Source organism: Citrobacter sp. KTE30, from assembly GCF_000398825.1.
GTDB lineage: Bacteria > Pseudomonadota > Gammaproteobacteria > Enterobacterales > Enterobacteriaceae > Citrobacter > Citrobacter freundii.
Genome location: NZ_KB976056.1, coordinates 130213 through 156279, shown reverse-complemented (window position 1 = coordinate 156279; position 26067 = coordinate 130213). Strand labels below are relative to the sequence as shown.

The 26067-nt window shown below is 53.5% G+C and carries 27 protein-coding genes and 1 pseudogene; 21 read left to right on the top strand and 7 right to left on the bottom strand.

Translation table 11 applies throughout. From position 1 onward, the window contains the following. Positions 1 to 49: 49 nt before the first annotated feature. On the bottom strand, positions 50 to 676 hold the full coding sequence (locus WC1_RS02620) for a lysoplasmalogenase (RefSeq protein ID WP_016151123.1): 627 nt from the start codon (positions 674 to 676) through the stop codon (positions 50 to 52). 141 nt (positions 677 to 817) lie between these two features. On the opposite strand from WC1_RS02620, the gene WC1_RS02625 reads away from it, so the two are divergent. Next, the gene (locus WC1_RS02625; RefSeq protein WP_016151122.1) at positions 818 to 1177 is read left to right on the top strand and encodes a DUF2500 domain-containing protein; all 360 of its coding nucleotides are present in this window, start codon (positions 818 to 820) and stop codon (positions 1175 to 1177) included. Between the two features lie 100 nt (positions 1178 to 1277). Here WC1_RS02625 and WC1_RS02630 read toward each other — a convergent pair whose 3' ends face one another. Both WC1_RS02630 and rsmD read right to left on the bottom strand, forming a co-directional pair. Continuing rightward, complete coding sequence (locus WC1_RS02630; RefSeq protein WP_003023415.1) at positions 1278 to 1553, bottom strand: DUF1145 family protein; 276 nt, start codon at positions 1551 to 1553, stop codon at positions 1278 to 1280. Continuing rightward, complete coding sequence (gene rsmD, locus WC1_RS02635; protein ID WP_016151121.1) at positions 1543 to 2139, bottom strand: 16S rRNA (guanine(966)-N(2))-methyltransferase; 597 nt, start codon at positions 2137 to 2139, stop codon at positions 1543 to 1545. The genes WC1_RS02630 and rsmD overlap by 11 nt, the downstream gene beginning before the upstream one ends. 276 nt (positions 2140 to 2415) lie before the next feature. Between rsmD and ftsY the strand changes: the two genes are divergently transcribed. The 5 genes from ftsY (at position 2416) to livJ (ending at position 8148) form a co-directional block, all read left to right on the top strand. Beyond that, positions 2416 to 3942, top strand: a complete 1527-nt coding sequence (ftsY, locus tag WC1_RS02640) for a signal recognition particle-docking protein FtsY (protein ID WP_016151120.1) — start codon at positions 2416 to 2418, stop codon at positions 3940 to 3942. A gap of 2 nt (positions 3943 to 3944) precedes the next feature. Then, on the top strand, positions 3945 to 4613 hold the full coding sequence (gene ftsE / locus WC1_RS02645; protein WP_003023420.1) for a cell division ATP-binding protein FtsE: 669 nt from the start codon (positions 3945 to 3947) through the stop codon (positions 4611 to 4613). Then, a complete protein-coding gene (ftsX, locus tag WC1_RS02650) occupies positions 4606 to 5664 on the top strand; it encodes a permease-like cell division protein FtsX (RefSeq protein ID WP_003837835.1) in 1059 nt (352 codons plus the stop codon). Before ftsE ends, ftsX begins: the two co-directional genes overlap by 8 nt. 255 nt (positions 5665 to 5919) lie before the next feature. Continuing rightward, complete coding sequence (rpoH, locus tag WC1_RS02655; protein ID WP_003023425.1) at positions 5920 to 6774, top strand: RNA polymerase sigma factor RpoH; 855 nt, start codon at positions 5920 to 5922, stop codon at positions 6772 to 6774. Between the two features lie 270 nt (positions 6775 to 7044). Next, complete coding sequence (gene livJ / locus WC1_RS02660; RefSeq protein ID WP_003023428.1) at positions 7045 to 8148, top strand: branched chain amino acid ABC transporter substrate-binding protein LivJ; 1104 nt, start codon at positions 7045 to 7047, stop codon at positions 8146 to 8148. A gap of 83 nt (positions 8149 to 8231) precedes the next feature. Here the strand turns inward: livJ and WC1_RS25145 are convergent. Further along, positions 8232 to 8359 (bottom strand): annotated as a pseudogene (locus WC1_RS25145) (hypothetical protein). Beyond that, a complete protein-coding gene (panM, locus tag WC1_RS02665) occupies positions 8344 to 8727 on the bottom strand; it encodes an aspartate 1-decarboxylase autocleavage activator PanM (RefSeq protein ID WP_003846184.1) in 384 nt (127 codons plus the stop codon). Before panM ends, WC1_RS25145 begins: the two are co-directional and overlap by 16 nt. A gap of 423 nt (positions 8728 to 9150) precedes the next feature. On the opposite strand from panM, the gene livK reads away from it, so the two are divergent. The 11 genes from livK to ugpQ all read left to right on the top strand — a co-directional run bounded on the left by livK (position 9151) and on the right by ugpQ (position 19607). After that, positions 9151 to 10260: a high-affinity branched-chain amino acid ABC transporter substrate-binding protein LivK gene (gene livK, locus WC1_RS02670; RefSeq protein ID WP_003023433.1), complete on the top strand. Its 1110-nt coding sequence runs from the start codon at positions 9151 to 9153 to the stop codon at positions 10258 to 10260. 61 nt (positions 10261 to 10321) lie between these two features. Continuing rightward, positions 10322 to 11248 (top strand): high-affinity branched-chain amino acid ABC transporter permease LivH, encoded by a 927-nt coding sequence (gene livH, locus WC1_RS02675; protein ID WP_003023435.1) that lies wholly within the window; start codon positions 10322 to 10324, stop codon positions 11246 to 11248. Further along, positions 11245 to 12522 carry a branched chain amino acid ABC transporter permease LivM gene (gene livM, locus WC1_RS02680; RefSeq protein WP_003023436.1) on the top strand — a complete coding sequence of 426 codons (1278 nt, stop codon included), beginning with the start codon at positions 11245 to 11247 and terminating at the stop codon, positions 12520 to 12522. The genes livH and livM overlap by 4 nt, the downstream gene beginning before the upstream one ends. Next, positions 12519 to 13286, top strand: a complete 768-nt coding sequence (livG, locus tag WC1_RS02685) for a high-affinity branched-chain amino acid ABC transporter ATP-binding protein LivG (RefSeq protein WP_003023438.1) — start codon at positions 12519 to 12521, stop codon at positions 13284 to 13286. The genes livM and livG overlap by 4 nt, the downstream gene beginning before the upstream one ends. Before the next feature lie 17 nt (positions 13287 to 13303). Beyond that, positions 13304 to 14017 carry a high-affinity branched-chain amino acid ABC transporter ATP-binding protein LivF gene (livF, locus tag WC1_RS02690; protein WP_003827581.1) on the top strand — a complete coding sequence of 238 codons (714 nt, stop codon included), beginning with the start codon at positions 13304 to 13306 and terminating at the stop codon, positions 14015 to 14017. Between the two features lie 102 nt (positions 14018 to 14119). After that, on the top strand, positions 14120 to 14401 hold the full coding sequence (locus tag WC1_RS02695) for a hypothetical protein (protein WP_003023442.1): 282 nt from the start codon (positions 14120 to 14122) through the stop codon (positions 14399 to 14401). 246 nt (positions 14402 to 14647) lie between these two features. After that, the gene (ugpB, locus tag WC1_RS02700; protein ID WP_016151119.1) at positions 14648 to 15964 is read left to right on the top strand and encodes a sn-glycerol-3-phosphate ABC transporter substrate-binding protein UgpB; all 1317 of its coding nucleotides are present in this window, start codon (positions 14648 to 14650) and stop codon (positions 15962 to 15964) included. A gap of 100 nt (positions 15965 to 16064) precedes the next feature. After that, positions 16065 to 16952, top strand: coding sequence for a sn-glycerol-3-phosphate ABC transporter permease UgpA (gene ugpA, locus WC1_RS02705; protein WP_003837841.1), 888 nt, complete (start codon positions 16065 to 16067; stop codon positions 16950 to 16952). Further along, a complete protein-coding gene (gene ugpE, locus WC1_RS02710) occupies positions 16949 to 17794 on the top strand; it encodes a sn-glycerol-3-phosphate ABC transporter permease UgpE (RefSeq protein WP_003837843.1) in 846 nt (281 codons plus the stop codon). Before ugpA ends, ugpE begins: the two co-directional genes overlap by 4 nt. A gap of 2 nt (positions 17795 to 17796) precedes the next feature. Next, a complete protein-coding gene (locus WC1_RS02715; RefSeq protein WP_016151118.1) occupies positions 17797 to 18867 on the top strand; it encodes a sn-glycerol-3-phosphate import ATP-binding protein UgpC in 1071 nt (356 codons plus the stop codon). Continuing rightward, entirely contained in the window at positions 18864 to 19607 is a 744-nt protein-coding gene (ugpQ, locus tag WC1_RS02720; protein WP_016151117.1) for a glycerophosphodiester phosphodiesterase, read from the top strand. The genes WC1_RS02715 and ugpQ overlap by 4 nt, the downstream gene beginning before the upstream one ends. Here ugpQ and WC1_RS02725 read toward each other — a convergent pair. After that, entirely contained in the window at positions 19604 to 20044 is a 441-nt protein-coding gene (locus tag WC1_RS02725) for a DUF2756 family protein (protein ID WP_003023456.1), read from the bottom strand. The two genes, ugpQ and WC1_RS02725, sit on opposite strands and share 4 nt — an antisense overlap. A gap of 117 nt (positions 20045 to 20161) precedes the next feature. Between WC1_RS02725 and ggt the strand changes: the two genes are divergently transcribed. Then, entirely contained in the window at positions 20162 to 21907 is a 1746-nt protein-coding gene (ggt, locus tag WC1_RS02730) for a gamma-glutamyltransferase (RefSeq protein ID WP_016151116.1), read from the top strand. 63 nt (positions 21908 to 21970) lie between these two features. Here the strand turns inward: ggt and yhhY are convergent, their stop codons facing one another. After that, the gene (yhhY, locus tag WC1_RS02735) at positions 21971 to 22459 is read right to left on the bottom strand and encodes an N-acetyltransferase (protein WP_016151115.1); all 489 of its coding nucleotides are present in this window, start codon (positions 22457 to 22459) and stop codon (positions 21971 to 21973) included. A 456-nt stretch (positions 22460 to 22915) separates the two neighbouring features. On the opposite strand from yhhY, the gene WC1_RS02740 reads away from it, so the two are divergent. The 3 genes from WC1_RS02740 (at position 22916) to gntR (ending at position 25990) form a co-directional block, all read left to right on the top strand. Continuing rightward, on the top strand, positions 22916 to 23953 hold the full coding sequence (locus WC1_RS02740) for an oxidoreductase (RefSeq protein ID WP_016151114.1): 1038 nt from the start codon (positions 22916 to 22918) through the stop codon (positions 23951 to 23953). Between the two features lie 123 nt (positions 23954 to 24076). Beyond that, complete coding sequence (gene yhhW, locus WC1_RS02745; RefSeq protein ID WP_016151113.1) at positions 24077 to 24772, top strand: quercetin 2,3-dioxygenase; 696 nt, start codon at positions 24077 to 24079, stop codon at positions 24770 to 24772. A 222-nt stretch (positions 24773 to 24994) separates the two neighbouring features. Next, positions 24995 to 25990 carry a gluconate operon transcriptional repressor GntR gene (gene gntR / locus WC1_RS02750; RefSeq protein ID WP_003023473.1) on the top strand — a complete coding sequence of 332 codons (996 nt, stop codon included), beginning with the start codon at positions 24995 to 24997 and terminating at the stop codon, positions 25988 to 25990. Positions 25991 to 26067 lie beyond the last annotated feature (77 nt).

Below are 26067 nucleotides of genomic sequence, written 5' to 3'. Positions count from 1 at the left end.
CGTATTAACCGGAGGATACACTCTGGAGTCGACTCCAGAGTCAAGCGTTTTAAAGATACAACGAACGAACAATCAGGAAATGTCCGGCGAAGTAGCAGGCGGCGGCAATGGCGTTATCGGCGCGAAAGCGACGACGGTAATGGCTACCCAGCCAGACAATATTGCCGATGAACAGGAGCGATGCGCCCATAAATGCCGACAGCGCCGGAGCGGTCGGGCGGAAGAACCACAGTTCGCCAGCCATCCAGACCATCATCAGCGTGATGCCAATAAAGGTACAAATAGCGATGCGCAACTCTTCCAGACGCGTCCAGATCACGGCGATCAGCAACGCCCCCAGTACCACCAGTACCAGCGGCAAAGGCCAGAAGAATGACAGCGTCATTTGGCTGGCGAAGTAAATGGTATACAGCAGATGCGACAGGAAGAATGCCCCAACTGCGTACAGCAGGCGTTGGCGCGGCAATAACGTCAGCGCATCGCCCAGCAGCGAGGCCAGCAGACCAGCCAGTACCAGGTAACTGATAGCGTTAAACATTGGCGCCTGCCAGGCCAGCAGCGCCAGCAGGAGTAACGTCAGGGGTTTAAAGACCCAGCGTTGCCAGGCGGGCCCACGATAGGAAGCATCCACGAACAACCATGCGGAAAGGCAGACAGCGATAAACGACCAAAGCATCTTAGTTCCTTGAATTCGTTATTTTTTCGTAAGCGGGGTGCTTACGGCTCTACTGTCCAGTGTAGAGGTCGACACTGCCAGATGACAACACCATAACGGGCAATGTATGCTTATTTCCGCATTTTCTGATGGGTTAATACTATGAGCAAACCACCACTTTTTTTCATTGTTATCATTATCTTAATTGTTGTCGCCGCGTCGTTTCGCTTTGTTCAGCAGCGGCGTGAAAAAGCCGATAATGATGCGGCGCCGCTGGTGCAAAAGCAGGTGGTGGTGAGTAACAAACGGGAAAAACCGCTTAACGAACGACGATCCCGTCAACAGGAAGTGAGCCCGGCGGGAACCAGCATGCGCTATGAAGCCAGCTTTAAGCCACAAAACGGCGGCCTGGAGCAGACGTTTCGTCTGGATGCTCAGCAGTACCATGCGCTAACGGTCGGGGATAAAGGCACGCTAAGTTACAAAGGTTCGCGTTTTGTTGATTTTACGCTTGAACGCTAAGGTGTCATCTGACTGCAGCCGGATGGCGGCTTACGCCTTATCCGGCCTACAGATTTTTTCGCCCCGGCTCGCAACGTGCCGCCGGGCGAAAAGATCGCAGTTACTTCTTCAACTGATCTTTAATCTTCTTCTGCCACACCAGTAGCTCAAAGACGCCGAACAGAAAAATACGGATTTTCTCTCCGTTGGTCATCTGTGGGCCATCTTTAGGCATGGTGCTTTTTAGTAGCGCCAACTGCATGCCATGCATCAGCACCATAAATATCAGTGCGACGTTAACGAAGATGTTAAGCGGGCGTGGAAAGGGTTGGAAAATATTCAGTAGTAAAAATGCCCAGACGCACAGCATCAGCAGGCGTCCCAGGTTAATCAACATCGTGTTCTCCTCGTGCTTCACGTTGGTACAGGCGATAGGCGACCTGTCCGGCAACTTTCTCACGGTATAGCGACCAGTTCACCGGAACCGGCGGCAAACCGTTTTCTACTTCGCTTTCAACGTAAATATACGCTTCATTTGCCAGCCAGCCATGAGTTTCCAGAAGCGTTAATGTTTCTTCCAGTAACCCTTTGCGAAACGGCGGATCCACAAATACCACGTTATGCGGCGTACCCGTCTGAGCCAAAAATGCCAGCGTATTGGTATTGACGACACGGGCATGGGAGGCTTTCAACGTGGCGAGATTCTTTTGTAGCTGCTGAGATACCGCGCGATCCATCTCCAGAAGCGTCGCATTTGCCGCATAGCGAGAGAGGGCTTCCAGCCCCAGCGCGCCGCTGCCGGCGAAGCAGTCCAGACAGTGAGCATCGACCATTACCGGGGCCAGCCAGTTAAACAACGTTTCGCGCACACGGTCGGTGGTCGGACGCAGGCCGGGGCTGTCCGGAACCGGGAGTTTACGGCCACGCCATTGTCCGCCAATAATGCGGATCTGGCCGCTACCAGAGTGATTCGGTTTTTTCATTTCTATTATTGCTCAATCCGCCTATAGCATGTCATTCCAGGCGGTGATGTGAGTTAAGTTAACCCGTCGCCTTTCAAGTTACCTCTTCGTTGGCTGCACTTACTCACCCGAATCACTTACTAAAAGTAAGCTCATCGGGATTCGTGCGCTTGCCGCCTTGACGTAACTCGAAATTCATTGGGTATAAGTGATAGACTATTTCATCATTTTTTTAGCTGCTATGTACATAGCGTTGACGCTGTGCCATGAAGCAACAGCGGGGGAGTGTAGTCGCAAATGGCGAAAGAGAAAAAACGTGGCTTTTTTTCCTGGCTGGGCTTTGGTCAAAAAGAGCAGGCACCGGAAAACGAGACAGAAGTAAAAAACGAAGAACAACAACCGGTTGCTGAAGAAACTACCGTCGTTGACGAACAGCCGCGCGCCGAGGAAACCCGTAGCGAGGCGGAAACGCAAGCCTTTGCAGCTGAAGTCGTTGAAGTAACTGAACAGGTTGCGGAAATTGAGAAACCTCAGCCGGAAGAAGAACCTGTCGCCGAACAAGCGCAGCCGGAAATTGAGCCGGTTGCTGAACCCGTTGCTGAAACTGTAGTGGAAACGCCAGCGGCGGTGGTTATCGAACGCGAAGAATTGCCGCTGCCGGAAGAGGTGAAAACCGAAGAAGTTTCTGCCGAAGAGTGGCAGGCCGAAGCGGAAACCGTGGAAATCGTTGAGGCGGCTGAAGAAGAAGCTGAAAACGAGCCGCAACTGACCGACGAAGAGCTGGAAGCCCAGGCGCTGGCCGCTGAGGCTGCTGAAGAAGCGGTTATGGTGGCGCCGGTAGAAGAACCTGCTGTGGAAGAACCGGTAGAAGAAGAGGTGGTCCAGGAGCAGGAAAAACCAACCAAAGAAGGTTTCTTTGCGCGTCTGAAACGCAGCCTGCTGAAAACAAAAGAAAACCTCGGTTCCGGATTTATCAGTCTGTTCCGTGGTAAAAAGATCGACGATGATCTGTTTGAAGAGCTGGAAGAGCAGCTGCTGATCGCCGATGTGGGCGTAGAAACGACCCGTAAGATCATTGCGAATCTGACAGAAGGTGCCAGCCGCAAGCAGCTTAAAGATGCGGAAGCGCTGTACGGCCTGCTGAAAGAAGAGATGGGCGAGATTCTGGCGAAGGTTGACGAACCGCTGAATGTTGAGGGCAAAACACCATTTGTTATCTTAATGGTTGGCGTCAACGGTGTGGGCAAAACCACCACTATTGGTAAGCTGGCGCGTCAGTTTGAGCAGCAGGGTAAATCAGTAATGCTGGCGGCGGGCGATACTTTCCGTGCGGCGGCGGTAGAACAGCTGCAGGTCTGGGGTCAGCGTAATAATATCCCGGTGATTGCTCAGCATACCGGTGCGGATTCCGCGTCCGTTATCTTTGATGCCATCCAGGCGGCGAAGGCGCGTAACGTAGATGTGCTGATCGCTGATACCGCAGGGCGTTTGCAGAATAAATCGCACCTGATGGAAGAATTGAAAAAAATCGTTCGCGTCATGAAGAAGCTGGACGAAGATGCGCCGCATGAAGTTATGCTGACTATCGACGCCAGCACCGGGCAGAATGCGATAAGCCAGGCCAAACTGTTCCATGAAGCGGTGGGCTTAACCGGTATCACTCTGACCAAGCTGGATGGTACGGCGAAGGGCGGGGTTATCTTCTCGGTTGCCGATCAGTTTGGCATCCCTATCCGCTATATCGGTGTGGGCGAACGTATCGAGGATTTACGTCCGTTTAAAGCGGACGATTTTATAGAGGCACTTTTTGCCCGAGAGGATTAACAATGATTCGCTTTGAACATGTCAGCAAGGCCTATCTCGGTGGGAGACAAGCGCTGCAGGGAGTGACCTTCCATATGCAGCCTGGCGAGATGGCGTTTCTGACCGGCCACTCCGGCGCGGGGAAAAGTACCCTGCTGAAGCTGATTTGTGGAATTGAACGGCCCAGCGCCGGGAAAATCTACTTTAGCGGGCATGACATCAGCCGTTTGAAAAACCGCGAAGTGCCGTTTCTGCGTCGTCAGATTGGCATGATTTTTCAGGATCACCACCTGTTGATGGACAGAACCGTGTTTGACAACGTGGCAATCCCACTGATCATCGCGGGCGCCAGCGGGGACGATATTCGTCGTCGCGTGTCAGCGGCGCTGGATAAGGTCGGGCTGTTGGACAAAGCGAAAAACTTCCCTATTCAGCTCTCTGGCGGTGAACAGCAGCGCGTCGGCATTGCCCGTGCGGTGGTGAATAAACCAGCGGTGCTGCTGGCGGATGAACCAACGGGGAACCTGGATGACGCGCTGTCGGAAGGAATCCTGCGCCTGTTCGAAGAGTTTAACCGCGTCGGGGTCACGGTATTAATGGCCACGCACGATATTGGCCTGATCTCCCGTCGCTCCTATCGCCAAATGGTTCTGAGCGATGGACATCTGCATGGAGGCCTGGCGCATGAATAGACGTGACGCTATTAACCAAATCAAACAGTTCGGTGGCCGACTGGATCGCTTTCGTAAATCGGGCGGTGCGCCGGGTGACGGCGGTCGCAACGCGCCTAAGCGTGCGAAGGCCGCGCCAAAGCCGAACTCGCGTAAAACCAATGTCTTTAATGAGCAGGTACGTTATGCGTTCCAGGGCGCGTTACAGGACCTGAAAAGCAAGCCGCTGGCGACATTCCTGACGGTGATGGTTATTGCCATCTCCCTGACGCTGCCAAGCGTGTGCTACATGGTTTATAAGAACGTAAACCATGCAGCAAGCCAGTATTATCCGTCCCCGCAGATCACCGTTTACCTGCAAAAAACGCTGGATGATGATGCGGCGGCGCGGGTGGTTGGTCAGTTGCAGGCCGAGCAGGGCGTGGAGAAAGTGAATTATCTTTCCCGTGACGACGCGCTGGGCGAATTCCGTAACTGGTCTGGATTTGGCGGTGCGCTGGATATGCTGGAAGAGAACCCGCTGCCGGCCGTGGCGGTGGTGATCCCGAAACTGGATTTCCAGGGTACGGAGTCGCTAAACACGCTGCGTGACCGCATCGCACAAATCAACGGTATTGATGAAGTGCGGATGGATGACAGCTGGTTCGCTCGCCTGGCGGCGCTGACGGGCCTTGTCGGACGCGTTTCCGCGATGATTGGCGTGCTGATGGTAGCGGCGGTCTTCCTCGTCATCGGTAACAGCGTGCGTCTGAGTATTTTTGCGCGTCGCGATACCATTAACGTGCAAAAACTGATTGGCGCGACGGATGGATTTATCCTGCGTCCGTTCCTCTACGGCGGGGCACTGCTCGGTTTTTCCGGTGCATTTCTTTCACTGATTTTGTCAGAAATTTTGGTGATGCGTCTGTCGTCAGCGGTGACTGAAGTGGCACAGGTATTTGGAACCAAGTTTGATATCAATGGCTTATCATTCGATGAATGCCTGTTATTGCTGCTGGTGTGCTCGATGATTGGCTGGGTGGCAGCCTGGCTTGCCACGGTTCAACATTTACGCCACTTTACCCCCGATTAAAAAATCTCTGGTATAATCTTTCCCTGCACTGAGTAGTTCGCTCTGCAGGGAAAGAGTCCCTGTGATCTCTTCCCGGCGTATTCATTGTGATGTCACATTTTGTGCGTAATCTATACACATTACGACATGGAACTTGTGGATAAAATCACTGTCTGATAAAAGATTGAATGATATTCTCGTTGCTCATAAGCTCTGGCATGGTTGTTGCTATTGGTTTTAGCCAATGCGCCAGATGAAAAGATTGAGAGGATTTGAATGACCAAAGAAATGCAAAATTTAGCTTTAGCCCCTGTTGGTAACCTGGAATCTTACATCCGGGCTGCGAACGCGTGGCCGATGTTGTCGGCTGACGAGGAGCGGGCACTGGCTGAAAAGCTGCATTACCAGGGCGATCTGGAAGCAGCTAAAACGCTGATCCTGTCTCACCTGCGCTTTGTTGTTCATGTTGCTCGTAATTATGCGGGCTATGGCCTGCCGCAGGCGGATTTGATTCAGGAAGGTAATATCGGCCTGATGAAAGCCGTGCGCCGTTTCAACCCGGAAGTGGGTGTGCGCCTGGTTTCCTTCGCTGTGCATTGGATCAAAGCTGAGATCCACGAATACGTTCTGCGTAACTGGCGTATCGTTAAAGTCGCGACCACTAAAGCGCAGCGTAAGCTGTTCTTTAACCTGCGTAAAACCAAGCAGCGTCTGGGCTGGTTTAACCAGGACGAAGTTGAAATGGTTGCTCGCGAGCTGGGTGTTTCCAGCAAAGACGTGCGCGAAATGGAATCCCGTATGGCGGCGCAGGACATGACGTTTGACATGTCTTCAGACGATGAGTCTGACAGCCAGCCGATGGCCCCGGTGCTGTATCTGCAGGATAAATCTTCTAACTTTGCCGACGGCATTGAAGAAGATAACTGGGAAGATCAGGCCGCGAACAAACTGACCCACGCAATGGAAGGTCTGGACGAGCGTAGCCAGGACATCATTCGTGCTCGTTGGCTGGACGAAGACAACAAGTCGACGTTGCAGGAACTGGCCGATCGCTACGGCGTTTCCGCTGAACGTGTTCGTCAGCTTGAAAAGAACGCCATGAAAAAATTGCGCGCGGCGATCGAAGCATAATCTTCCAGCCGACCTGGAAATGCTGATAAACCCTGGATGAAAATCCGGGGTTTTTTGTTTTTATCTCTCCCCCTCTCTCCTGACGTTTATGCTTTTTGTCATCAAGTTGTTATCTGCATGTCAAATTTAGCTATTCCAAAATAATAAAAATCGGGTATGTTTTAGCAGAGTATGCTGCTAAAGCACGGGTGGCTATCCAATAATCGAAATAAAGTGCTGAACAACAACATCACAACACACGTAATAACCACAATAATGGGGATTGTCAGGATGAATATGAAGGGTAAAGCGTTATTGGCAGGATGTATCGCCCTGTCTTTGAGCAATATGGCGTTTGCTAAGGATATTAAAGTTGCTGTCGTCGGCGCGATGTCCGGTCCGGTAGCGCAGTATGGCGATCAGGAATTTACTGGCGCAGAGCAGGCGATTGCAGATATCAATGCCAAAGGCGGCGTGAAAGGCGACAAACTGGTCATGGTGAAATATGACGATGCCTGTGACCCGAAACAAGCGGTAGCGGTAGCTAACAAAGTGGTCAACGACGGGATTAAATATGTTATCGGCCACCTGTGCTCATCTTCCACTCAGCCTGCGTCAGATATCTATGAAGACGAAGGCATTCTGATGATTACCCCAGCGGCAACGGCGCCAGAGCTGACCGCACGCGGCTATAACCTGGTGTTACGTACCACCGGTCTGGATTCCGATCAGGGCCCGACTGCTGCCAAATATATCGTTGAAAAAGTGAAGCCGAAGCGCATTGCGATCGTTCACGACAAACAACAGTACGGTGAAGGCCTGGCGCGTTCCGTGCAGGACAACCTCAAGAAAGCCAACGCTGACGTGGTGTTCTTCGACGGGATCACCGCTGGCGAGAAAGATTTCTCTACTCTGGTGGCGCGTCTGAAGAAAGAGAATATCGATTTCGTTTACTACGGTGGTTACCACCCGGAAATGGGGCAGATTCTGCGCCAGGCACGCGCTGCGGGTCTGAAAACCCAGTTTATGGGACCAGAAGGGGTAGCGAACGTGTCGTTGTCTAACATCGCGGGTGAGTCTGCAGAAGGCTTACTGGTAACGAAACCGAAGAACTACGATCAGGTTCCGGCGAACAAACCGATTGTGGACGCGATCAAAGCCAAGAAACAGGATCCGAGCGGTGCATTCGTATGGACCACCTACGCCGCGCTGCAATCCTTGCAGGCCGGTCTGAACCAGTCTGACGACCCGGCTGAAATTGCCAAATACCTGAAAGCAAACTCAGTGGAAACCGTAATGGGGCCGCTGTCATGGGATGCGAAGGGCGATCTGAAGGGCTTCGAATTCGGCGTGTTTGACTGGCATGCAAACGGGACGGCGACCGACGCCAAATAATTTTCCTGGCGCCTTTCGCGCTGCAGACGCGTTGGCTGCGTTATTCAACCCCGGTCACTTACTTATGTAAGCTTCCGGGGACTTCATAACTTGCCGCCTTCCTGCAACGTGAAATTCTTGGAAAATTGCGAGGTGGTTTTTTATTTTTTGCTCCCAGCATGTAGGCCGGATAAGCGTCAGCGCCATCCGGCTTTTTTATCTTTTTTCCCAGCCATTTTCCTGGGCCGTAAACCCTAACGCCTGCATAAACGCGGCCATCACGCTGCGGTCTTCAACGCCGACGTCGGCCATCCACCATGAACTCACGTCAGGGTTTTCCCGGATCACTTCTTCGATCAAATACTGCCCGACGCCGCGGCGGCGGGTGATATCGCGTACGCGCAAGGAATCCAATGCGCCTTGCGTGCCGCTCAGGGTTACGCGAACTGCGCCTAACAGACGCTCGTTAAAGCGCGCGGCGTAGATCCGGTGCGTTTCATCTACGCTTAATGATGAGGCGGAATATTCCGGCCAGATTTTGCCCAGATCAATCTGGTCCTGGTCGCTAAAGTTCTCTAAACGAACGATGGTCAGCTTCATTAACAGCATGTCCAAATCACAAAAGATGGAATGAGTGTACCGAAATAATTCACCCGGATGCTTTCTCTTTTTTATGTGAATAACCAGATTAATAATTTTGTAACAACAGTAATGACAGTTTGAAACCGTAGAGATTGAAAAACAGGCAGAATAATACCCTGGAATGCAGCATTTTATTCGGCTCTTTGTACCGTTATTTTATGCTGACAAACGTGCTTTTTTTTGTTTATCTATAGTGAAAAGCAGAATATTATCTTTTCTTAATCGACTGAAAAATAGAGATTTTAGCCTGATTTTGCTTAAATGACTGCGCTAAACCATTAATGAGACTGGTAAAAATAGTGCAGTTCAAAAAAAGCACAGACTGCTTTTTAACCACATAAATACAAAATATTAATTACGTCACGAATGGGGATTCAGGTAATGAAACGGAATGCGAAAACAATCATCGCAGGGGTGATAGCACTGGCAATGTCACACGCGGTCATGGCGGAAGATATCAAGGTCGCTGTTGTCGGCGCGATGTCAGGTCCGGTCGCGCAGTGGGGTGATATGGAATTTAATGGCGCACGTCAGGCCATTAAAGATATCAATGCCAAAGGCGGGGTCAAAGGCGACAAACTGGTCGCTGTGGAATATGACGACGCCTGCGATCCGAAACAGGCCGTTGCGGTAGCGAACAAAATCGTCAATGACGGCATTCAGTACGTTATTGGACATCTGTGCTCATCTTCCACGCAGCCCGCATCAGATATCTATGAAGATGAAGGCATTCTGATGATTTCTCCGGGCGCCACAAACCCGGAACTGACCCAGCGCGGTTACGCTCACATTATGCGTACAGCGGGCCTGGACTCCTCTCAAGGGCCGACCGCCGCGAAATACATTCTGGAGAAGGTGAAGCCGCAGCGCATTGCCATCATTCACGATAAACAGCAATACGGTGAAGGCCTGGCGCGTTCAGTGCAGGACAGCCTGAAAGCGGGCAAAGCCAACATCGTTTTCTTTGACGGTATCACCGCCGGGGAAAAAGATTTTTCTGCGCTGATCGCTCGCCTGAAAAAAGAAAATATCGACTTTGTTTATTACGGCGGCTACTACCCGGAAATGGGGCAGATGCTGCGCCAGGCACGTTCCGTCGGGCTGAAAACCCAGTTTATGGGACCAGAGGGTGTCGGCAATGCGTCGCTGTCTAACATTGCTGGTGATGCAGCTGAAGGCATGCTGGTGACCATGCCAAAACGCTATGACCAGGATCCGGCGAATAAAGCTATCGTCGATGCGCTCAAAGCTGACAAGAAAGATCCAACTGGACCGTACGTGTGGATCACTTATGCAGCCGTCCAGTCATTGGCGACAGCAATGGATCGCAGCGGTAGCAAAGAGCCGCTGGACCTGGTGAAAGATCTGAAAGCACACGGGGCTGATACCGTGATTGGGCCGCTGAAATGGGACGAAAAAGGCGATTTGAAGGGATTTGAGTTTGGTGTCTTCCAGTGGCATGCGGACGGTTCATCGACCGTCGCGAAGTAATACCTGAAGACGAGTTATCCCACCGCCCGTGTAAAATGGGCGGGTATAAAAAGGTTACCTTATGTCCGAGCAGTTCCTCTATTTCTTGCAGCAGATGTTTAACGGCGTCACGCTGGGAAGCACCTACGCGCTGATCGCCATCGGTTACACGATGGTGTACGGCATTATCGGCATGATCAACTTCGCCCATGGCGAGGTGTATATGATCGGCAGCTATGTCTCCTTTATGATCATCGCCGCGCTAATGATGATGGGCATTGATTCCAGTTGGCTACTGGTCGCGGCGGGCTTCGTTGGCGCGATTGTGATTGCCAGCGCCTACGGCTGGAGCATTGAACGCGTGGCGTATCGACCCGTGCGCAGCTCTAAGCGCCTGATCGCGCTGATTTCCGCTATCGGGATGTCCATCTTCCTGCAAAACTACGTCAGCCTGACGGAAGGTTCGCGCGATGTGGCACTGCCCAGCCTGTTTAATGGCCAGTGGACCGTTGGCAGTAGCGAAAACTTCTCTGCTTCCATCACCACCATGCAGCTGGTTATCTGGATTGTAACCTTCCTGGCGATGCTGGCGCTGACGCTGTTTATCCGTTACTCCCGTATGGGTCGCGCCTGCCGTGCCTGCGCGGAAGACCTGAAAATGGCCAGCCTGCTCGGCATCAACACCGATCGCGTGATTGCGCTGACCTTTGTGATTGGCGCGGCAATGGCGGCGGTCGCGGGCGTGCTGCTTGGTCAATTCTATGGCGTAATTAACCCGTACATCGGCTTTATGGCCGGGATGAAGGCCTTTACCGCAGCGGTGCTTGGTGGCATCGGCAGCATTCCTGGGGCGATGATCGGCGGCCTGATTCTGGGCGTCGCGGAAGCGCTCTCCTCTGCTTATCTGAGTACTGAATACAAAGACGTCGTTTCATTCGCGCTGCTGATTCTGGTGCTGCTGGTGATGCCGACCGGTATTCTGGGTCGCCCGGAGGTAGAGAAAGTATGAAACCGATGCATTTTGCAATGGCGCTGCTCTCTGCCGCCATGTTCTTTGTCCTGGCGGGCGTCTTTATGGGCGTTCAGTTAGAGCTTGACGGCACCAAACTGGTGGTGGATTCCGCGGCGGATATTCGCTGGCAGTGGGTGTTTATTGGTACTGGCGTGGTCTTCCTCTTTCAGTTGCTGCGTCCAGCTTTCCAGAAGGGCCTGAAGAGCGTCTCCGGACCGAAGTTTATTCTGCCGGCGATTGACGGCTCCACCGTTAAACAGAAGCTGTTCCTGGTGGCGTTGCTGGTGATTGCCGTGGCGTGGCCGTTTATGGTCTCGCGCGGTACGGTGGATATCGCCACGCTGACGATGATTTATATCATCCTCGGCCTCGGCTTAAACGTGGTGGTGGGGCTTTCCGGCCTGCTGGTGCTGGGCTACGGCGGCTTTTATGCCATCGGCGCTTACACCTTCGCGCTGCTGAACCACTATTACGGACTCGGCTTCTGGACCTGTCTGCCGCTGGCGGGGCTGGTTTCCGCTGCTGCTGGCTTCCTGCTCGGCTTCCCGGTACTGCGCCTGCGCGGTGATTATCTGGCTATTGTGACCTTAGGCTTCGGTGAAATCGTCCGTATCCTGCTGCTCAACAACACCGAAGTGACCGGTGGCCCGAACGGTATCAGCCAGATCCCGAAACCGACCTTTTTCGGTCTGGAGTTTAGCCGTACCGCTCGTGAAGGTGGCTGGGATACCTTCAGCAACTTCTTTAACGTCAAGTACGATCCCTCTGACCGCGTCATTTTCCTCTATCTGGTGGCGCTGCTGCTGGTGGTCTTCTCGCTGTTTGTGATTAACCGTCTGCTGCGTATGCCGTTGGGCCGTGCGTGGGAAGCGCTGCGTGAAGATGAAATAGCCTGTCGCTCGCTGGGCTTAAACCCTACGCGCATCAAACTGACAGCTTTTACCATCAGCGCTGCGTTTGCCGGTTTTGCCGGTACGCTGTTTGCCGCGCGCCAGGGCTTCGTCAGCCCGGAATCCTTCACCTTTGCCGAGTCGGCCTTTGTGCTGGCGATTGTGGTATTGGGCGGAATGGGCTCACAGTTTGCGGTGATCCTCGCGGCCATCCTGCTGGTAGTGTCACGCGAGCTGATGCGTGATTTCAACGAATACAGCATGTTAATGCTGGGTGGTTTAATGGTACTGATGATGATCTGGCGTCCGCAGGGCTTGTTGCCGATGACCCGTCCACAGTTGAAGCTGAAAAACGGGGAAGCAAAAGGAGAGCAGGCATGAGTCAGCCATTATTATCCGTTAACGGCCTGATGATGCGCTTCGGCGGTCTGCTGGCGGTAAACAACGTTGAACTGGAACTGCGGCCGCAGGAAATAGTTTCGTTAATCGGGCCAAACGGCGCGGGAAAAACCACGGTCTTTAACTGTCTGACCGGTTTTTATAAGCCGACCGGCGGGACGATTAAGCTGCGCGACCAGCACCTGGAAGGACTACCGGGTCAGCAAATCGCGCGTATGGGCGTGGTGCGTACTTTCCAGCACGTACGTCTGTTTCGCGAAATGACGGTGATTGAAAACCTGCTGGTGGCGCAACATCAGCAACTGAAAACCGGCGTCTTCTCCGGCCTGTTGAAAACTCCGTCGTTCCGTCGCGCGCAGAGTGAAGCGTTGGATCGTGCCGCCACCTGGCTGGAGCGTATTGGTTTGCTGGAGCACGCCAACCGTCAGGCGAGTAACCTGGCCTATGGCGATCAACGTCGTCTGGAGATTGCCCGTTGCATGGTGACCCAGCCGGAAATTCTGATGCTCGACGAACCCGCTGCGGGACTCAACCCGAAAGAGACCAAAGAGCTGGACGAGCTGATTGCTGAACTGCGTAACCATCACAACACCACCATTTTGTTGATTGAGCACGACATGAAGCTGGTGATGGGTATTTCCGATCGTATTTACGTGGTGAACCAGGGCACGCCGCTGGCGAATGGGACGCCGGAACAGATTCGTAATAACCCGGATGTTATCCGCGCCTATTTAGGTGAAGCATAATGGGGGCGAGGATTAATATGGATAAGGCGATGTTATCGTTCGACAAAGTCAACGCCCACTACGGCAAGATACAGGCGCTGCATGACGTCAGCTTGTATATCAACCAGGGTGAAATCGTTACTCTGATTGGTGCCAACGGCGCGGGAAAAACCACGCTGCTCGGCACATTGTGTGGCGACCCGCGAGCGACCAGCGGGCGAATCGTCTTTGATGGTAAAGACATTACCGACTGGCAGACGGCGAAAATCATGCGCGAAGCGGTAGCGATTGTGCCGGAAGGGCGTCGCGTGTTTTCCCGTATGACGGTGGAAGAGAACCTGGCGATGGGCGGTTTCTTTGCCGAGAAAGACCAGTTTCAGGAACGCATCAAGTGGGTGTATGACCTGTTTCCTCGCCTGCATGAGCGTCGTATTCAACGTGCGGGAACGATGTCCGGCGGTGAACAGCAGATGCTAGCGATAGGCCGTGCGCTGATGAGCCAGCCGAGGCTGCTACTGCTTGATGAACCATCGCTGGGTCTGGCGCCGATTATCATCCAGCAGATCTTTAACACCATTGAGCAACTGCGCGAGCAGGGGATGACCATTTTCCTTGTCGAACAGAACGCTAACCAGGCGCTGAAGCTCGCCGATCGCGGCTACGTGCTGGAAAACGGTCATGTGGTGCTGGAAGACACCGGCGATGCGCTACTGGCTAACGAAGCGGTGCGCAGTGCGTATCTGGGCGGTTAATCATTCTCTGAATAGACAAGGGGCCCGCTGTGGCCCCTTTTTATTGCGCTATGTTATTATTGAGAATAATTATCAATAATAAAAAATGAACATGGAGAAAGGATGATTCGTTCAGGTACCTGCATGATGATTGGCAGTTTGTTTTTGACGCTTTCTTTAACTACCCTGGCCTCGACACCGCCAGCGTTTGACCCGCGCGATCCCGCAATCTGGGAAGAGAAATCGGACAACCCGTTAGCGCAATCCGACTCGCCCTGCGAAGTGTTTACCAGCTCGGTATGCCCGGGCTGGGAAGATGATAAATCAGATATCCAACGTGAACGTGAGCGACGAGAGCAGCAGCGTTTACAGAATGAGTACGAACGACGCTGGCGCAGAGATTAATCTTTCTCCTGCAGCAACAGATAACGCCATCCTGGCCGGGTAAGGCATACCGCTACCCGGCTTTGTTGTGCACCACTCCGCATTTTCCTGTCACTACGCTTTCACCGCCTTGCCATCTGTTTGTCGCCTTACTATCTTTTTTTTGTAATAAAAAAGTTATTTTTCTGTCATTCGAGCATGTCATGTTACCCCCGCGAGCATAAAACGCGTGATATCGCGCATCCGGCACAACAAGAGAGATAACCGATGATATCGTTACGACATACAGCTTTAGGACTGGCACTTAGCCTGGCGTTTGCAGGTCAGGCACTGGCGGTCACCACCATCCCATTCTGGCACTCAATGGAAGGCGAACTGGGTAAAGAAGTTGATTCCCTGGCGCAACGTTTTAATGCCGCCAATCCCGACTACAAAATTGTTCCGCAGTACAAAGGCAACTACGAGCAGAGCCTGAGTGCAGGAATTGCCGCTTTCCGTACCGGAAACGCGCCTGCGCTGCTACAGGTTTATGAAGTGGGTACGGCAACGATGATGGCTTCGAAAGCCATTAAACCGGTCTATGAAGTATTCAAAGAGGCTGGCATCAACTTCGATGAGTCTCAGTTCGTACCGACGGTATCCGGTTATTACACCGACTCTAAAAGCGGACATTTGCTTTCTCAACCGTTTAACAGCTCCACTCCGGTGCTGTACTACAACAAAGATGCCTTTAAAAAAGCTGGTTTAGACCCTGAGCAGCCGCCGAAAACCTGGCAGGACCTGGCGGAGTACACCGCGAAGCTGAAAGCGGCAGGCATGAAGTGCGGTTACGCCAGCGGCTGGCAGGGATGGATTCAGATTGAAAACTTCAGCGCCTGGAACGGTCTGCCGGTCGCTACCAAAAACAACGGTTTTGACGGTACTGACGCGGTGCTGGAGTTCAATAAACCGGAACAGGTAAAACATATCGCCCTGCTGGAAGAGCTGAACAAAAAAGGCGATTTCAGCTACTTCGGGCGTAAGGACGAATCCACTGAGAAGTTCTATAACGGGGATTGCGCCATTACCACCGCCTCTTCCGGTTCTCTGGCTGACATCCGCCATTACGCGAAATTCAACTATGGCGTCGGGATGATGCCGTACGATGCCGATGTGAAGGGCGCGCCGCAGAACGCCATTATCGGTGGAGCCAGCCTGTGGGTGATGCAGGGTAAAGACAAACCCACCTACGAAGGCGTGGCGAAGTTCCTCAACTTCCTGGCGAAGCCTGAAATTGCTGCCGAATGGCACCAGAAGACTGGCTATCTGCCGATCACCACCGCGGCCTACGATTTGACCCGTGAGCAGGGCTTCTATGAGAAGAATCCGGGGGCGGATATCGCTACGCGTCAAATGCTCAACAAGCCGCCGTTGCCGTACACCAAAGGGCTGCGTCTGGGCAACATGCCGCAGATCCGCACCATCGTGGATGAAGAGCTGGAAAGCGTCTGGACCGGGAAGAAAACCCCGCAGCAGGCGCTGGATGCCGCCGTTGAGCGTGGCAATCAGTTACTGCGTCGCTTTGAGCAATCGACCAAATCGTAATGTGAAATGCCGGGTGACGGCTGCGCCTTACCCGGCCTACAAATGCGCGTAGGCCGGATAAGCGTAGCGCCATCCGGCGCTGTTCAGGAATCAAACTTCCATGTCTTCATCCCGTCCGGTGTTCCGTTCGCGCTGGCTTCCCTATTTACTGGTGGCTCCGCAGCTGGTTATCACCGTTATTTTCTTTATCTGGCCTGCCGGTGAAGCGCTGTGGTACTCGCTACAATCCGTTGATCCGTTTGGTCTTTCCAGCCAGTTTGTCGGACTGGAAAACTTTGTCGCGCTGTTTCATGACCCGTACTACCTCGACTCATTCTGGACCACCATTAAGTTCAGTACGTTAGTCACGGTAAGCGGTCTGCTGGTGTCGTTATTTTTTGCGGCGTTGGTGAATTACGTGGTGCGCGGCAGCCGTTTTTACCAAACGCTGATGCTGTTGCCTTACGCCGTTGCGCCCGCCGTTGCTGCCGTATTGTGGATCTTCCTGTTTAACCCCGGGCGCGGGTTGATTACCCATTTTCTCGGTGAGTTTGGCTATGACTGGAACCATGCGCAAAACAGCGGTCAGGCAATGTTCCTGGTGGTGTTTGCGTCGGTCTGGAAGCAGATTAGTTACAACTTCCTGTTCTTCTTTGCCGCACTGCAGTCTATTCCTCGCTCACTGATTGAAGCCGCCGCGATTGACGGTGCGGGGCCGGTTCGCCGCTTCTTTAAACTGGCGCTGCCGCTCATTGCCCCGGTGAGCTTCTTCCTGCTGGTGGTGAATCTGGTGTATGCCTTCTTTGACACCTTCCCGGTGATTGATGCTGCCACTGCAGGCGGGCCGGTACAGGCGACCACGACGCTGATTTATAAGATCTATCGCGAAGGTTTTGTCGGGCTGGATCTGGCTTCTTCCGCTGCACAATCGGTGGTGCTGATGTTCCTGGTCATTATTTTGACGGTGGTGCAGTTCCGCTATGTGGAAAGTAAGGTGCGTTACCAATGATTGAGAACCGTCGTGGGCTGACAATATTCAGCCATGCCATGTTGATTATGGGGATCATGGTGATCCTGTTTCCGTTGTACGTCGCGTTTGTCGCGGCGACGCTGGACAACAAAGCGGTGTTTGAGACGCCGATGACACTGGTTCCCGGCTCGCAACTGCTGGAAAACATGAAATACATCTGGGTCAACGGCGTGGGCGTCAACAGCGCGCCGTTCTGGCTGATGATGCTCAACAGTTTCATCATGGCGTTCAGCATTACGGTAGGGAAAATTACCGTCTCTATGCTCTCCGCATTCGCCATCGTCTGGTTTCGCTTTCCGCTGCGCAACCTGTTCTTCTGGATGATTTTTATCACCCTGATGCTACCGGTTGAGGTGCGTATTTTCCCGACGGTAGAAGTGATCGCCAATCTGAAGATGCTCGACAGCTATGCGGGTCTGACACTGCCGTTGATGGCATCTGCGACAGCGACTTTCCTGTTCCGTCAGTTCTTTATGACCCTGCCGGATGAACTGGTTGAGGCGGCGCGTATTGACGGCGCGTCACCAATGCGTTTTTTCCGCGATATCGTACTACCGTTGTCAAAAACCAATCTGGCGGCGCTGTTCGTTATTACCTTTATCTACGGCTGGAACCAGTATCTGTGGCCGTTGTTAATTATTACCGACGTCAATTTGGGCACTGCGGTGGCGGGTATCAAAGGCATGATTGCCACCGGTGAAGGCACAACGCAGTGGAACCAGGTAATGGCAGCCATGCTGCTGACGCTCATCCCTCCGGTAATCATCGTGTTAGCCATGCAGCGTGCCTTCGTACGTGGCCTGGTCGATAGTGAGAAATAAAAATGGCTGGTTTAAAACTACAGGCAGTAACCAAAAGCTGGGACGGCAAAACCCAGGTGATTAAACCGTTGACGCTGGACGTCGCGGACGGGGAATTTATTGTGATGGTTGGGCCATCCGGCTGCGGTAAGTCTACGCTGCTGCGGATGGTGGCCGGGCTTGAACGGGTAAGCGGCGGCGATATCTGGATTGATAATAAACGCGTCACCGAGATGGAGCCGAAGGATCGCGGCATTGCGATGGTCTTTCAAAACTATGCTCTCTACCCGCATATGAGCGTGGAAGAAAACATGGCCTGGGGGCTGAAAATCCGCGGGATGGGCAAGGAGCATATTGCTGAGCGGGTAAAAGAGGCGGCACGTATTCTCGAGCTGGGTGAGCTGCTCAAACGTCGTCCGCGCGAACTTTCCGGCGGCCAGCGCCAGCGCGTAGCGATGGGACGAGCGATTGTGCGTGACCCGGCGGTATTCCTGTTCGATGAGCCGCTTTCTAACCTTGATGCCAAGCTGCGCGTACAGATGCGTCTGGAGTTACAACATCTGCATCGCCGACTGAAAACCACCTCGCTGTACGTGACGCACGACCAGGTTGAAGCGATGACCCTCGCCCAACGGGTGATGGTGATGAACAAAGGCATTGCCGAGCAGGTAGGGACGCCGGTTGAGGTGTATGAAAAGCCTGCCAGCCGCTTTGTGGCGAGCTTTATCGGCAGCCCGGCGATGAATCTGCTCGACGGGCGCATCAGCGCTGCGGGTACCCATTTTGAGCTGGAGGGCGGCATGACGTTGCCCATCGGAAGAAGCGCCAGGGAGTGTATTGGGCGTAACATGACGCTGGGTATCCGCCCGGAGCATATTGCGCTAAGCTCGCAGGCTGAAGGCGGCGTGCCGCTGGTTGTCGACACGCTGGAAATGCTGGGTGCGGATAATCTGGCACATGGACGTTGGGGTGAGCAAAAGCTGGTGGTGCGGTTGGCGCATCAGCATCGCCCGACGGCAGGTAGCACGCTGTGGCTGCATCTGCCAGAAAATCATCTGCATCTTTTTGATGGCGAAACAGGACAACGTGTATGAGTAACTGGCCTTACCCCCATATTGTCGCCCATCGTGGCGGCGGTAAGCTGGCACCGGAAAATACCCTGGCGGCGATCGACGTGGGGGCGCGATACGGGCATACCATGATTGAGTTTGACGCTAAATTGTCGAAAGACGGTGAGATCTTCTTACTGCATGACGACAACCTGGAACGCACCAGCAACGGCTGGGGCGTGGCTGGCGAATTGAACTGGCAGGATCTATTGCGCGTGGACGCCGGCGGCTGGTTTAGCGGTGAGTTTAAAGGCGAACCGTTGCCGCTGCTCTCGCAAGTTGCTGAGCGCTGTCGCCAGCACGGCATGATGGCAAATATTGAGATCAAACCCACCACCGGGACGGGGGCGCTCACCGGGAAGGTCGTGGCGCTGGCCGCGCGGGAACTGTGGGCGGGAATGACGCCACCACTGTTGTCATCCTTTGAAATTGATGCGCTAGAAGCGGCGCAGCAGGCGGTGCCTGAACTGCCGAGAGGTTTGCTGCTGGATGAATGGCGCGAAGACTGGCGCGAGCTGACCACGCGGCTTGGCTGCGTCTCTATTCATCTTAATCATAAGCTGCTGGATGAGGCGCGCGTGGATGCGCTGCGCGATGCGGGGCTACGTATTCTGGTGTATACCGTCAACCGACCCCAGCGCGCGGCGGAACTGCTGCGCTGGGGTGTGGACTGCATCTGTACCGATGCCATTGATACGATTGGCCCGGATTTCCAGCCCTGTTAAGGCCCAATCGTTTTTAACGGAACGTTAGGCTGCGGCGTGCTGGAGGGCTTCAGCATGTCGCCGTTCTTTTTCTCCGACAGCATATGTTGCTTATTGAGCGAGCTGTCCGGATTACGGGTTCCACTCAACATCCCACCGTTACTGTTAGGCAGCATTTGCTGCTGTCCAGGATTCAACTCGCCCGGCTGAGACTGCAGCACGCGCTGGGTGTTCGTGTTGATTTGGTTTTCCATATGCTGTTGCTGCATGCGCGTCTGCGTTTGCAACTGCTGGTTGAGCATCCCTTTCTGCTGAATCTGCTGTGATTGCATTTGGGTTTGCATACGCTGCTGACTCGGGATCTGATAACCGGGTTGATTCGGGTTATTCATGGTGTTGATGGGCTGTGCAAAGCCAGCAAACGGCAAGAGCATGGCTAAAAGTAAGAGTCGTTTCATCGCTTTTCTCCTCTCGGGGATCGTTTAAGTTTACTCCTTTCTCGCCGTTACGATGATTATTTCAGAGTTATGCACCAGGCTTATTGGGGGCCGACCCCGTACATCTGGAGAATAACGATGATAAAACCGACGTTTTTACGCCGGGTAGCCATTGCTGCTCTGCTCTCAGGAAGTTGTTTTAGCGTGGCTGCCGCACCGGCTGCGCCACCGCCGGTATCCTACGGCGTTGAGGAAGATGTGTTCCATCCCGTTCGTGCTCAGCAGGGGATGGTGGCTTCCGTGGATGCTTTAGCCACCCAGGTTGGGGTGGATATTCTTAAACAGGGCGGGAATGCCGTTGATGCCGCCGTTGCCGTTGGTTACGCGCTGGCGGTGACGCATCCGCAGGCGGGCAATCTGGGCGGCGGTGGGTTTATGCTGCTGCGTACCAAAGACGGTAACACCACGGCGATTGATTTTCGTGAAATGGCCCCTGCTGGCGCGACCCGCGACATGTTCCTCGATGAGCAGGGCAACGCCGATGCGAAAAAGTCGCTGACATCGCATCTGGCATCCGGTACGCCGGGTACGGTGGCGGGTTTCTCGCTGGCGCTGGAGAAATACGGCACGATGCCGCTGAACAAAGTCGTGCGCCCGGCGATGAAGCTGGCGGAAGAAGGCTTTGTGGTTAACGACGCGCTGGCTGACGATCTGAAAACCTATGGCAGCGAAGTGCTCCCTAATCACGAGAACAGCAAAGCCATTTTCTGGAAAGACGGCGAGCCGCTGAAAAAGGGCGACAAGCTGGTGCAAACGAACCTGGCGAAAAGCCTGGAGATGATTGCCGAGAACGGTCCGGATGCGTTTTATAAAGGGGCGATTGCCGATCAGATTGCGGAGGAAATGCAGAAAAACGGCGGGCTGATGACGAAAGAGGACTTAGCCGCCTATAAAGCCGTGGAGCGTACGCCGATTAGCGGCGACTATCGCGGGTATCAGGTCTTCTCCATGCCACCGCCGTCCTCTGGCGGTATTCACATCGTGCAGATCCTCAATATTCTTGAAAACTTCGATATGAAGAAGTACGGGTTTGGCAGCGCTGATGCCATGCAGGTGATGGCTGAAGCGGAGAAATATGCCTACGCCGACCGCTCGGAGTATCTGGGCGACCCGGATTTTGTGAAAGTACCGTGGCAGGCGCTGACCAACAAAGCCTATGCCAAATCGCTTGCCGATCAGATTGATATCAACAAGGCGAAGCCTTCCAGCCAGATCAAACCTGGCAAGCTCGCGCCGTATGAAAGCAATCAGACCACCCATTTCTCGGTGGTGGATAAAGACGGTAATGCCGTGGCGGTGACGTATACGCTGAACACCACCTTCGGCACCGGGATTGTGGCGGGTAACACCGGCATTCTGCTTAATAACGAAATGGACGATTTCTCCGCTAAGCCGGGCGTACCAAACGTTTATGGACTGGTGGGCGGTGATGCCAACGCGGTTGGGCCTAAGAAGCGTCCGCTGTCATCAATGTCGCCGACTATCGTGGTAAAAGACGGGAAAACCTGGCTGGTTACCGGCAGCCCTGGTGGGAGCCGAATTATCACTACCGTGCTGCAAATGGTAGTCAACAGCATTGATTTTGGAATGAACGTCGCCGAAGCAACCAACGCGCCGCGCTTCCATCATCAGTGGTTGCCGGATGAACTGCGCGTTGAGAAAGGGTTTAGCCCGGACACCATTAAGCTGCTGGAGCAGAAAGGGCAGAAAGTCGCGCTGAAGGAAGCGATGGGCAGCACGCAGAGCATTATGGTAGGACCGGATGGCGCACTGTATGGCGCGTCCGACCCGCGTTCCGTGGATGATTTAACGGCGGGATACTGATGGTATTGCCGGGTCTGCCGTTGATGCAGGCCCGGCGAGTGCTTCCTGACGGTTTCTTACCCGTTATTTCACGCGCGCCATAAAGTACGCATCCACGTACTCGCCGTTGCGCAGGCCGTATTTCTTACCGGTGCCTTCGATCTCAAAGCCATGCTTTTTATAGACCGCAACAGCAGGTTCGTTATCCACAAACACTGTTAACTCGATACGCTCGACGCGCAGCCAGTTGTCGCACATGTCGATCATCGTGCGAATCAGCGCGCTGGCAACGCCGCGATTGTGCCACCGGGCATCCACGCAGATACCAAAATCGGCGACATGGCTGCGGCGCGGGCGCTGCGCGACCTCAATACAGAGGTGCCCCACGACGATATCGTCAATGCACGCGACCAGTTGTTTGATTCCGACCCGTTCGGTTAGTCGTTCTTGCCACATCTCCATGGAAGGATGAGGAACCTGTAGCGTGTTGTGATACACCTCCGGCTGGGCATGGATCTGACGAATTGCGTCGTAATCTTTCTGTTCAGCGTGGCGTATCACTATCTCACTCATTCCTTATCTCCTTCAGGGTTAATTGAGTCTTTACCCTCGCTGAGAAAGAAAATTCCGTCAACTGCATTTTTTTGCAAAAAGAAGTAGACAAGTGCGAATGAGAATGATTATTATTGCTCTGCGTTCAGGGGAACCCCTACGGAGAACCTGAAAGCACGACATTGCTCACATTGCTTCCAGTATTACTTTAGCCAGCTTTTGCTGGCTTTTTTTTTGGGGTTTTGTTTCAGCCTGGCTTACTTGTCATTTTGTCCCCGGGAAGTGCTCGTGCTCCTCACGTACATTTAGTACGCTCCGGGTCCTGCGCGCTTGCCGTGAACAAACTGACCGCGACGCCGACGGCCGATCCTGTCGCACCTGTGGTGCAGTTCAAACGCCATCCGGCAAAGATCCAACATTCAGTCTCCAGCCGCTTTGCGCTATGGTGTAGATAATCATCTTCAAAAGGACTGTCTCATGACCTTACACTGCGCATTTATTGGTTTTGGTAAAAGTACCACTCGCTACCATTTGCCGTACGTCCTCAATCGCAAAAATAGCTGGCATGTCGCGCACATTTTCCGCCGTAACGCCAGGCCGGAAGAGCAGGCGCCGCAGTATTCGCATATTCACTTCACCAGCGACCTCGACGAGATCTTAAACGATCCGCAGGTGAAGTTAGTGATCGTCTGTACCCATGCTGACAGCCATTTTGACTACGCCAAACGTGCGCTGGAGGCGGGTAAAAACGTGCTGGTTGAGAAACCGTTCACGCCGACGCTGGCAGAAGCAAAAGTGCTGTTCGAACTGGCGCAAAGCAAAGGACTGACCGTTACGCCGTACCAGAATCGCCGTTTTGACTCCTGCTTCCTTACCGCCAAAAAGGCGATTGAGAGCGGCAAACTCGGCAAGATTGTTGAGGTTGAAAGCCATTTTGATTATTACCGTCCCGAGGCGGAAACTAAGCCGGGACTGCCGCAGGACGGCGCGTTTTATGGCCTGGGCGTACACACCATGGATCAGATTATCTCGCTGTTCGGACGCCCCGATCATGTGGCGTATGACATCCGCAGCCTGCGTAATAAAGCGAACCCGGACGATACCTTTGAAGCGCAACTGTTTTACGGCGACCTGAAGGCTATCGTCAAAACCAGCCACCTGGTAAAAATCGACTATCCGAAGTTTATCGTTCATGGCACCAAAGGCTCGTTTGTGAAGTACGGTATCGACCAGCAGGAAACCAGCCTGAAGGCCAATATCATGCCGGGTGAGCCCGGTTTTGCTGCTGATGATTCCATCGGAATGCTGGAGTATGTCAACGATGACGGCATCACAGTAAAAGAAGAGGTGAAGCCGGAGGTGGGGGATTACGGTCGCGTCTATGATGCGCTGTACCAGACGCTGACCGCCGGTACGCCTAATTACGTCAAGGAATCTGAAGTTCTAACCAACCTGGAGATCCTCGAACGCGCCTTCGAACAGGCAACGCCTGCGACGATAACCCTCGCCAAATAGCCTGCACAGACTCCTCTGGGTTTATTCATATTTTTTGAACAGAGGAGTCAATTTTCACCCTCTATGATCCCAGGCGGATTGAGTCCACACTTACTCCATCGAAAACATCTGGGGGTGAACACAATGATCTATTTACGCAAAGCTAACGACCGCGGTCATGCGAATCATGGCTGGCTCGATTCCTGGCATACCTTCTCTTTTGCCAACTACTATGACCCGAACTTTATGGGGTTCTCGGCACTGCGCGTGATTAACGATGACGTGATTGACGCAGGCCAGGGCTTTGGCACTCACCCCCATAAAGACATGGAAATCCTGACCTACGTGCTGGAAGGCGCAGTAGAACATCAGGACAGCATGGGCAACAAAGAGCAGGTTCCTGCCGGTGAGTTCCAGATTATGAGCGCCGGGACGGGGATCCGTCACTCGGAGTACAACCCGAGTAATACTGAGAAGCTGCATCTGTATCAGATCTGGATCATGCCGCAGGAAAACGGTATTACGCCGCGCTATGAACAGCGCCGTTTCGATGCCGCTCAGGGTAAACAACTGGTGCTGTCGCCTGATGCCCGCGATGGCTCGCTGAAAGTGTACCAGGATATGGAGCTGTACCGCTGGGCGTTACTCAAAGATGAGCAGTCGGTACATCAGATTGCCGCTGAACGTCGCGTCTGGATCCAGGTCGTTAAAGGCAACGTCACCATTAACGGAACCAAAGCGACCACCAGTGATGGTCTGGCAATCTGGGATGAACAGGCAATTTCTATTCATGCCGACAGCGACAGCGAAGTGTTGTTGTTTGACCTGCCGCCTGTATAAAAATACACGGCATCCTTCAAGCCGCATCTGTGTTGGCTTTCCTCGCTCACCCCGGTCGCGTACTTAATGTACGCTCCCGGGGATTCACTACGTCGCCGCCTTGATGCAACTCGAATGATTTTGTGTATTTCTCACAATAAAAACTCCTTTTTTTCTCTGCAAAGGTTCATGCACGTCCGTGGTAAACTGGGGGAATCTATCCCTTTTTAACGCTTCAGGACGATGAAAAAGAAAAGACCCGTACTTCAGGATGTAGCCGACCGCGTGGGCGTGACCAAAATGACGGTCAGTCGCTTTTTGCGTAACCCGGAGCAGGTCTCCGTGGCGCTGCGGGGCAAAATTGCCGCTGCACTTGATGAGCTGGGTTACATTCCCAATCGCGCTCCTGATATCCTTTCTAACGCCACCAGCCGCGCTATCGGCGTGTTGTTACCGTCTCTCACTAACCAGGTTTTTGCTGAAGTGTTACGCGGCATTGAGGCCGTTACCGACGCCCATGGGTATCAAACCATGCTGGCGCACTACGGCTATAAACCCGAGATGGAACAGGAGCGTCTGGAATCGATGCTGTCGTGGAATATCGATGGCCTGATCCTCACCGAACGTAGCCATACGCCTCGTACGCTGAAAATGATTGAGGTCGCCGGTATCCCGGTGGTTGAGCTGATGGACAGCCAGTCCCCGTGTCTGGATATCGCCGTCGGCTTTGACAACTTCGAAGCCGCGCGTCAAATGACCGCCGCTATCATCGCCCGCGGGCACCGTCATGTTGCCTATCTTGGCGCACGTCTTGATGAACGTACTATCATCAAACAGCGGGGCTACGAGCAGGCAATGCGCGATGCCAACCTGGTGCCGTACAGTGTGATGGTGGAACAGTCTTCTTCTTACTCATCCGGTATTGAACTCATCCGTCAGGCGCGGCGCGAATATCCGCAGCTCGACGGCATTTTTTGTACCAACGATGACCTGGCGGTAGGGGCGGCCTTCGAATGCCAGCGTTTAGGGCTGAAAATCCCGGATGACATGGCGATTGCCGGATTCCACGGTCACGACATCGGGCAGGTGATGGAGCCGCGTCTGGCGAGCGTGCTCACGCCGCGTGAACGGATGGGCAGCATTGGTGCTGAACGTCTGCTGGCACGCATCCGTGGTGAAGCAGTCACACCTAAAATGTTAGATTTAGGTTTCACCTTGTCACCGGGCGGATCTATTTAAGCCAACAAGTTTGAAGTAGCTCACACTTATACACTTCGAGCACGAATGGATATTGCTTCTCTATTTATCCGGCTGGA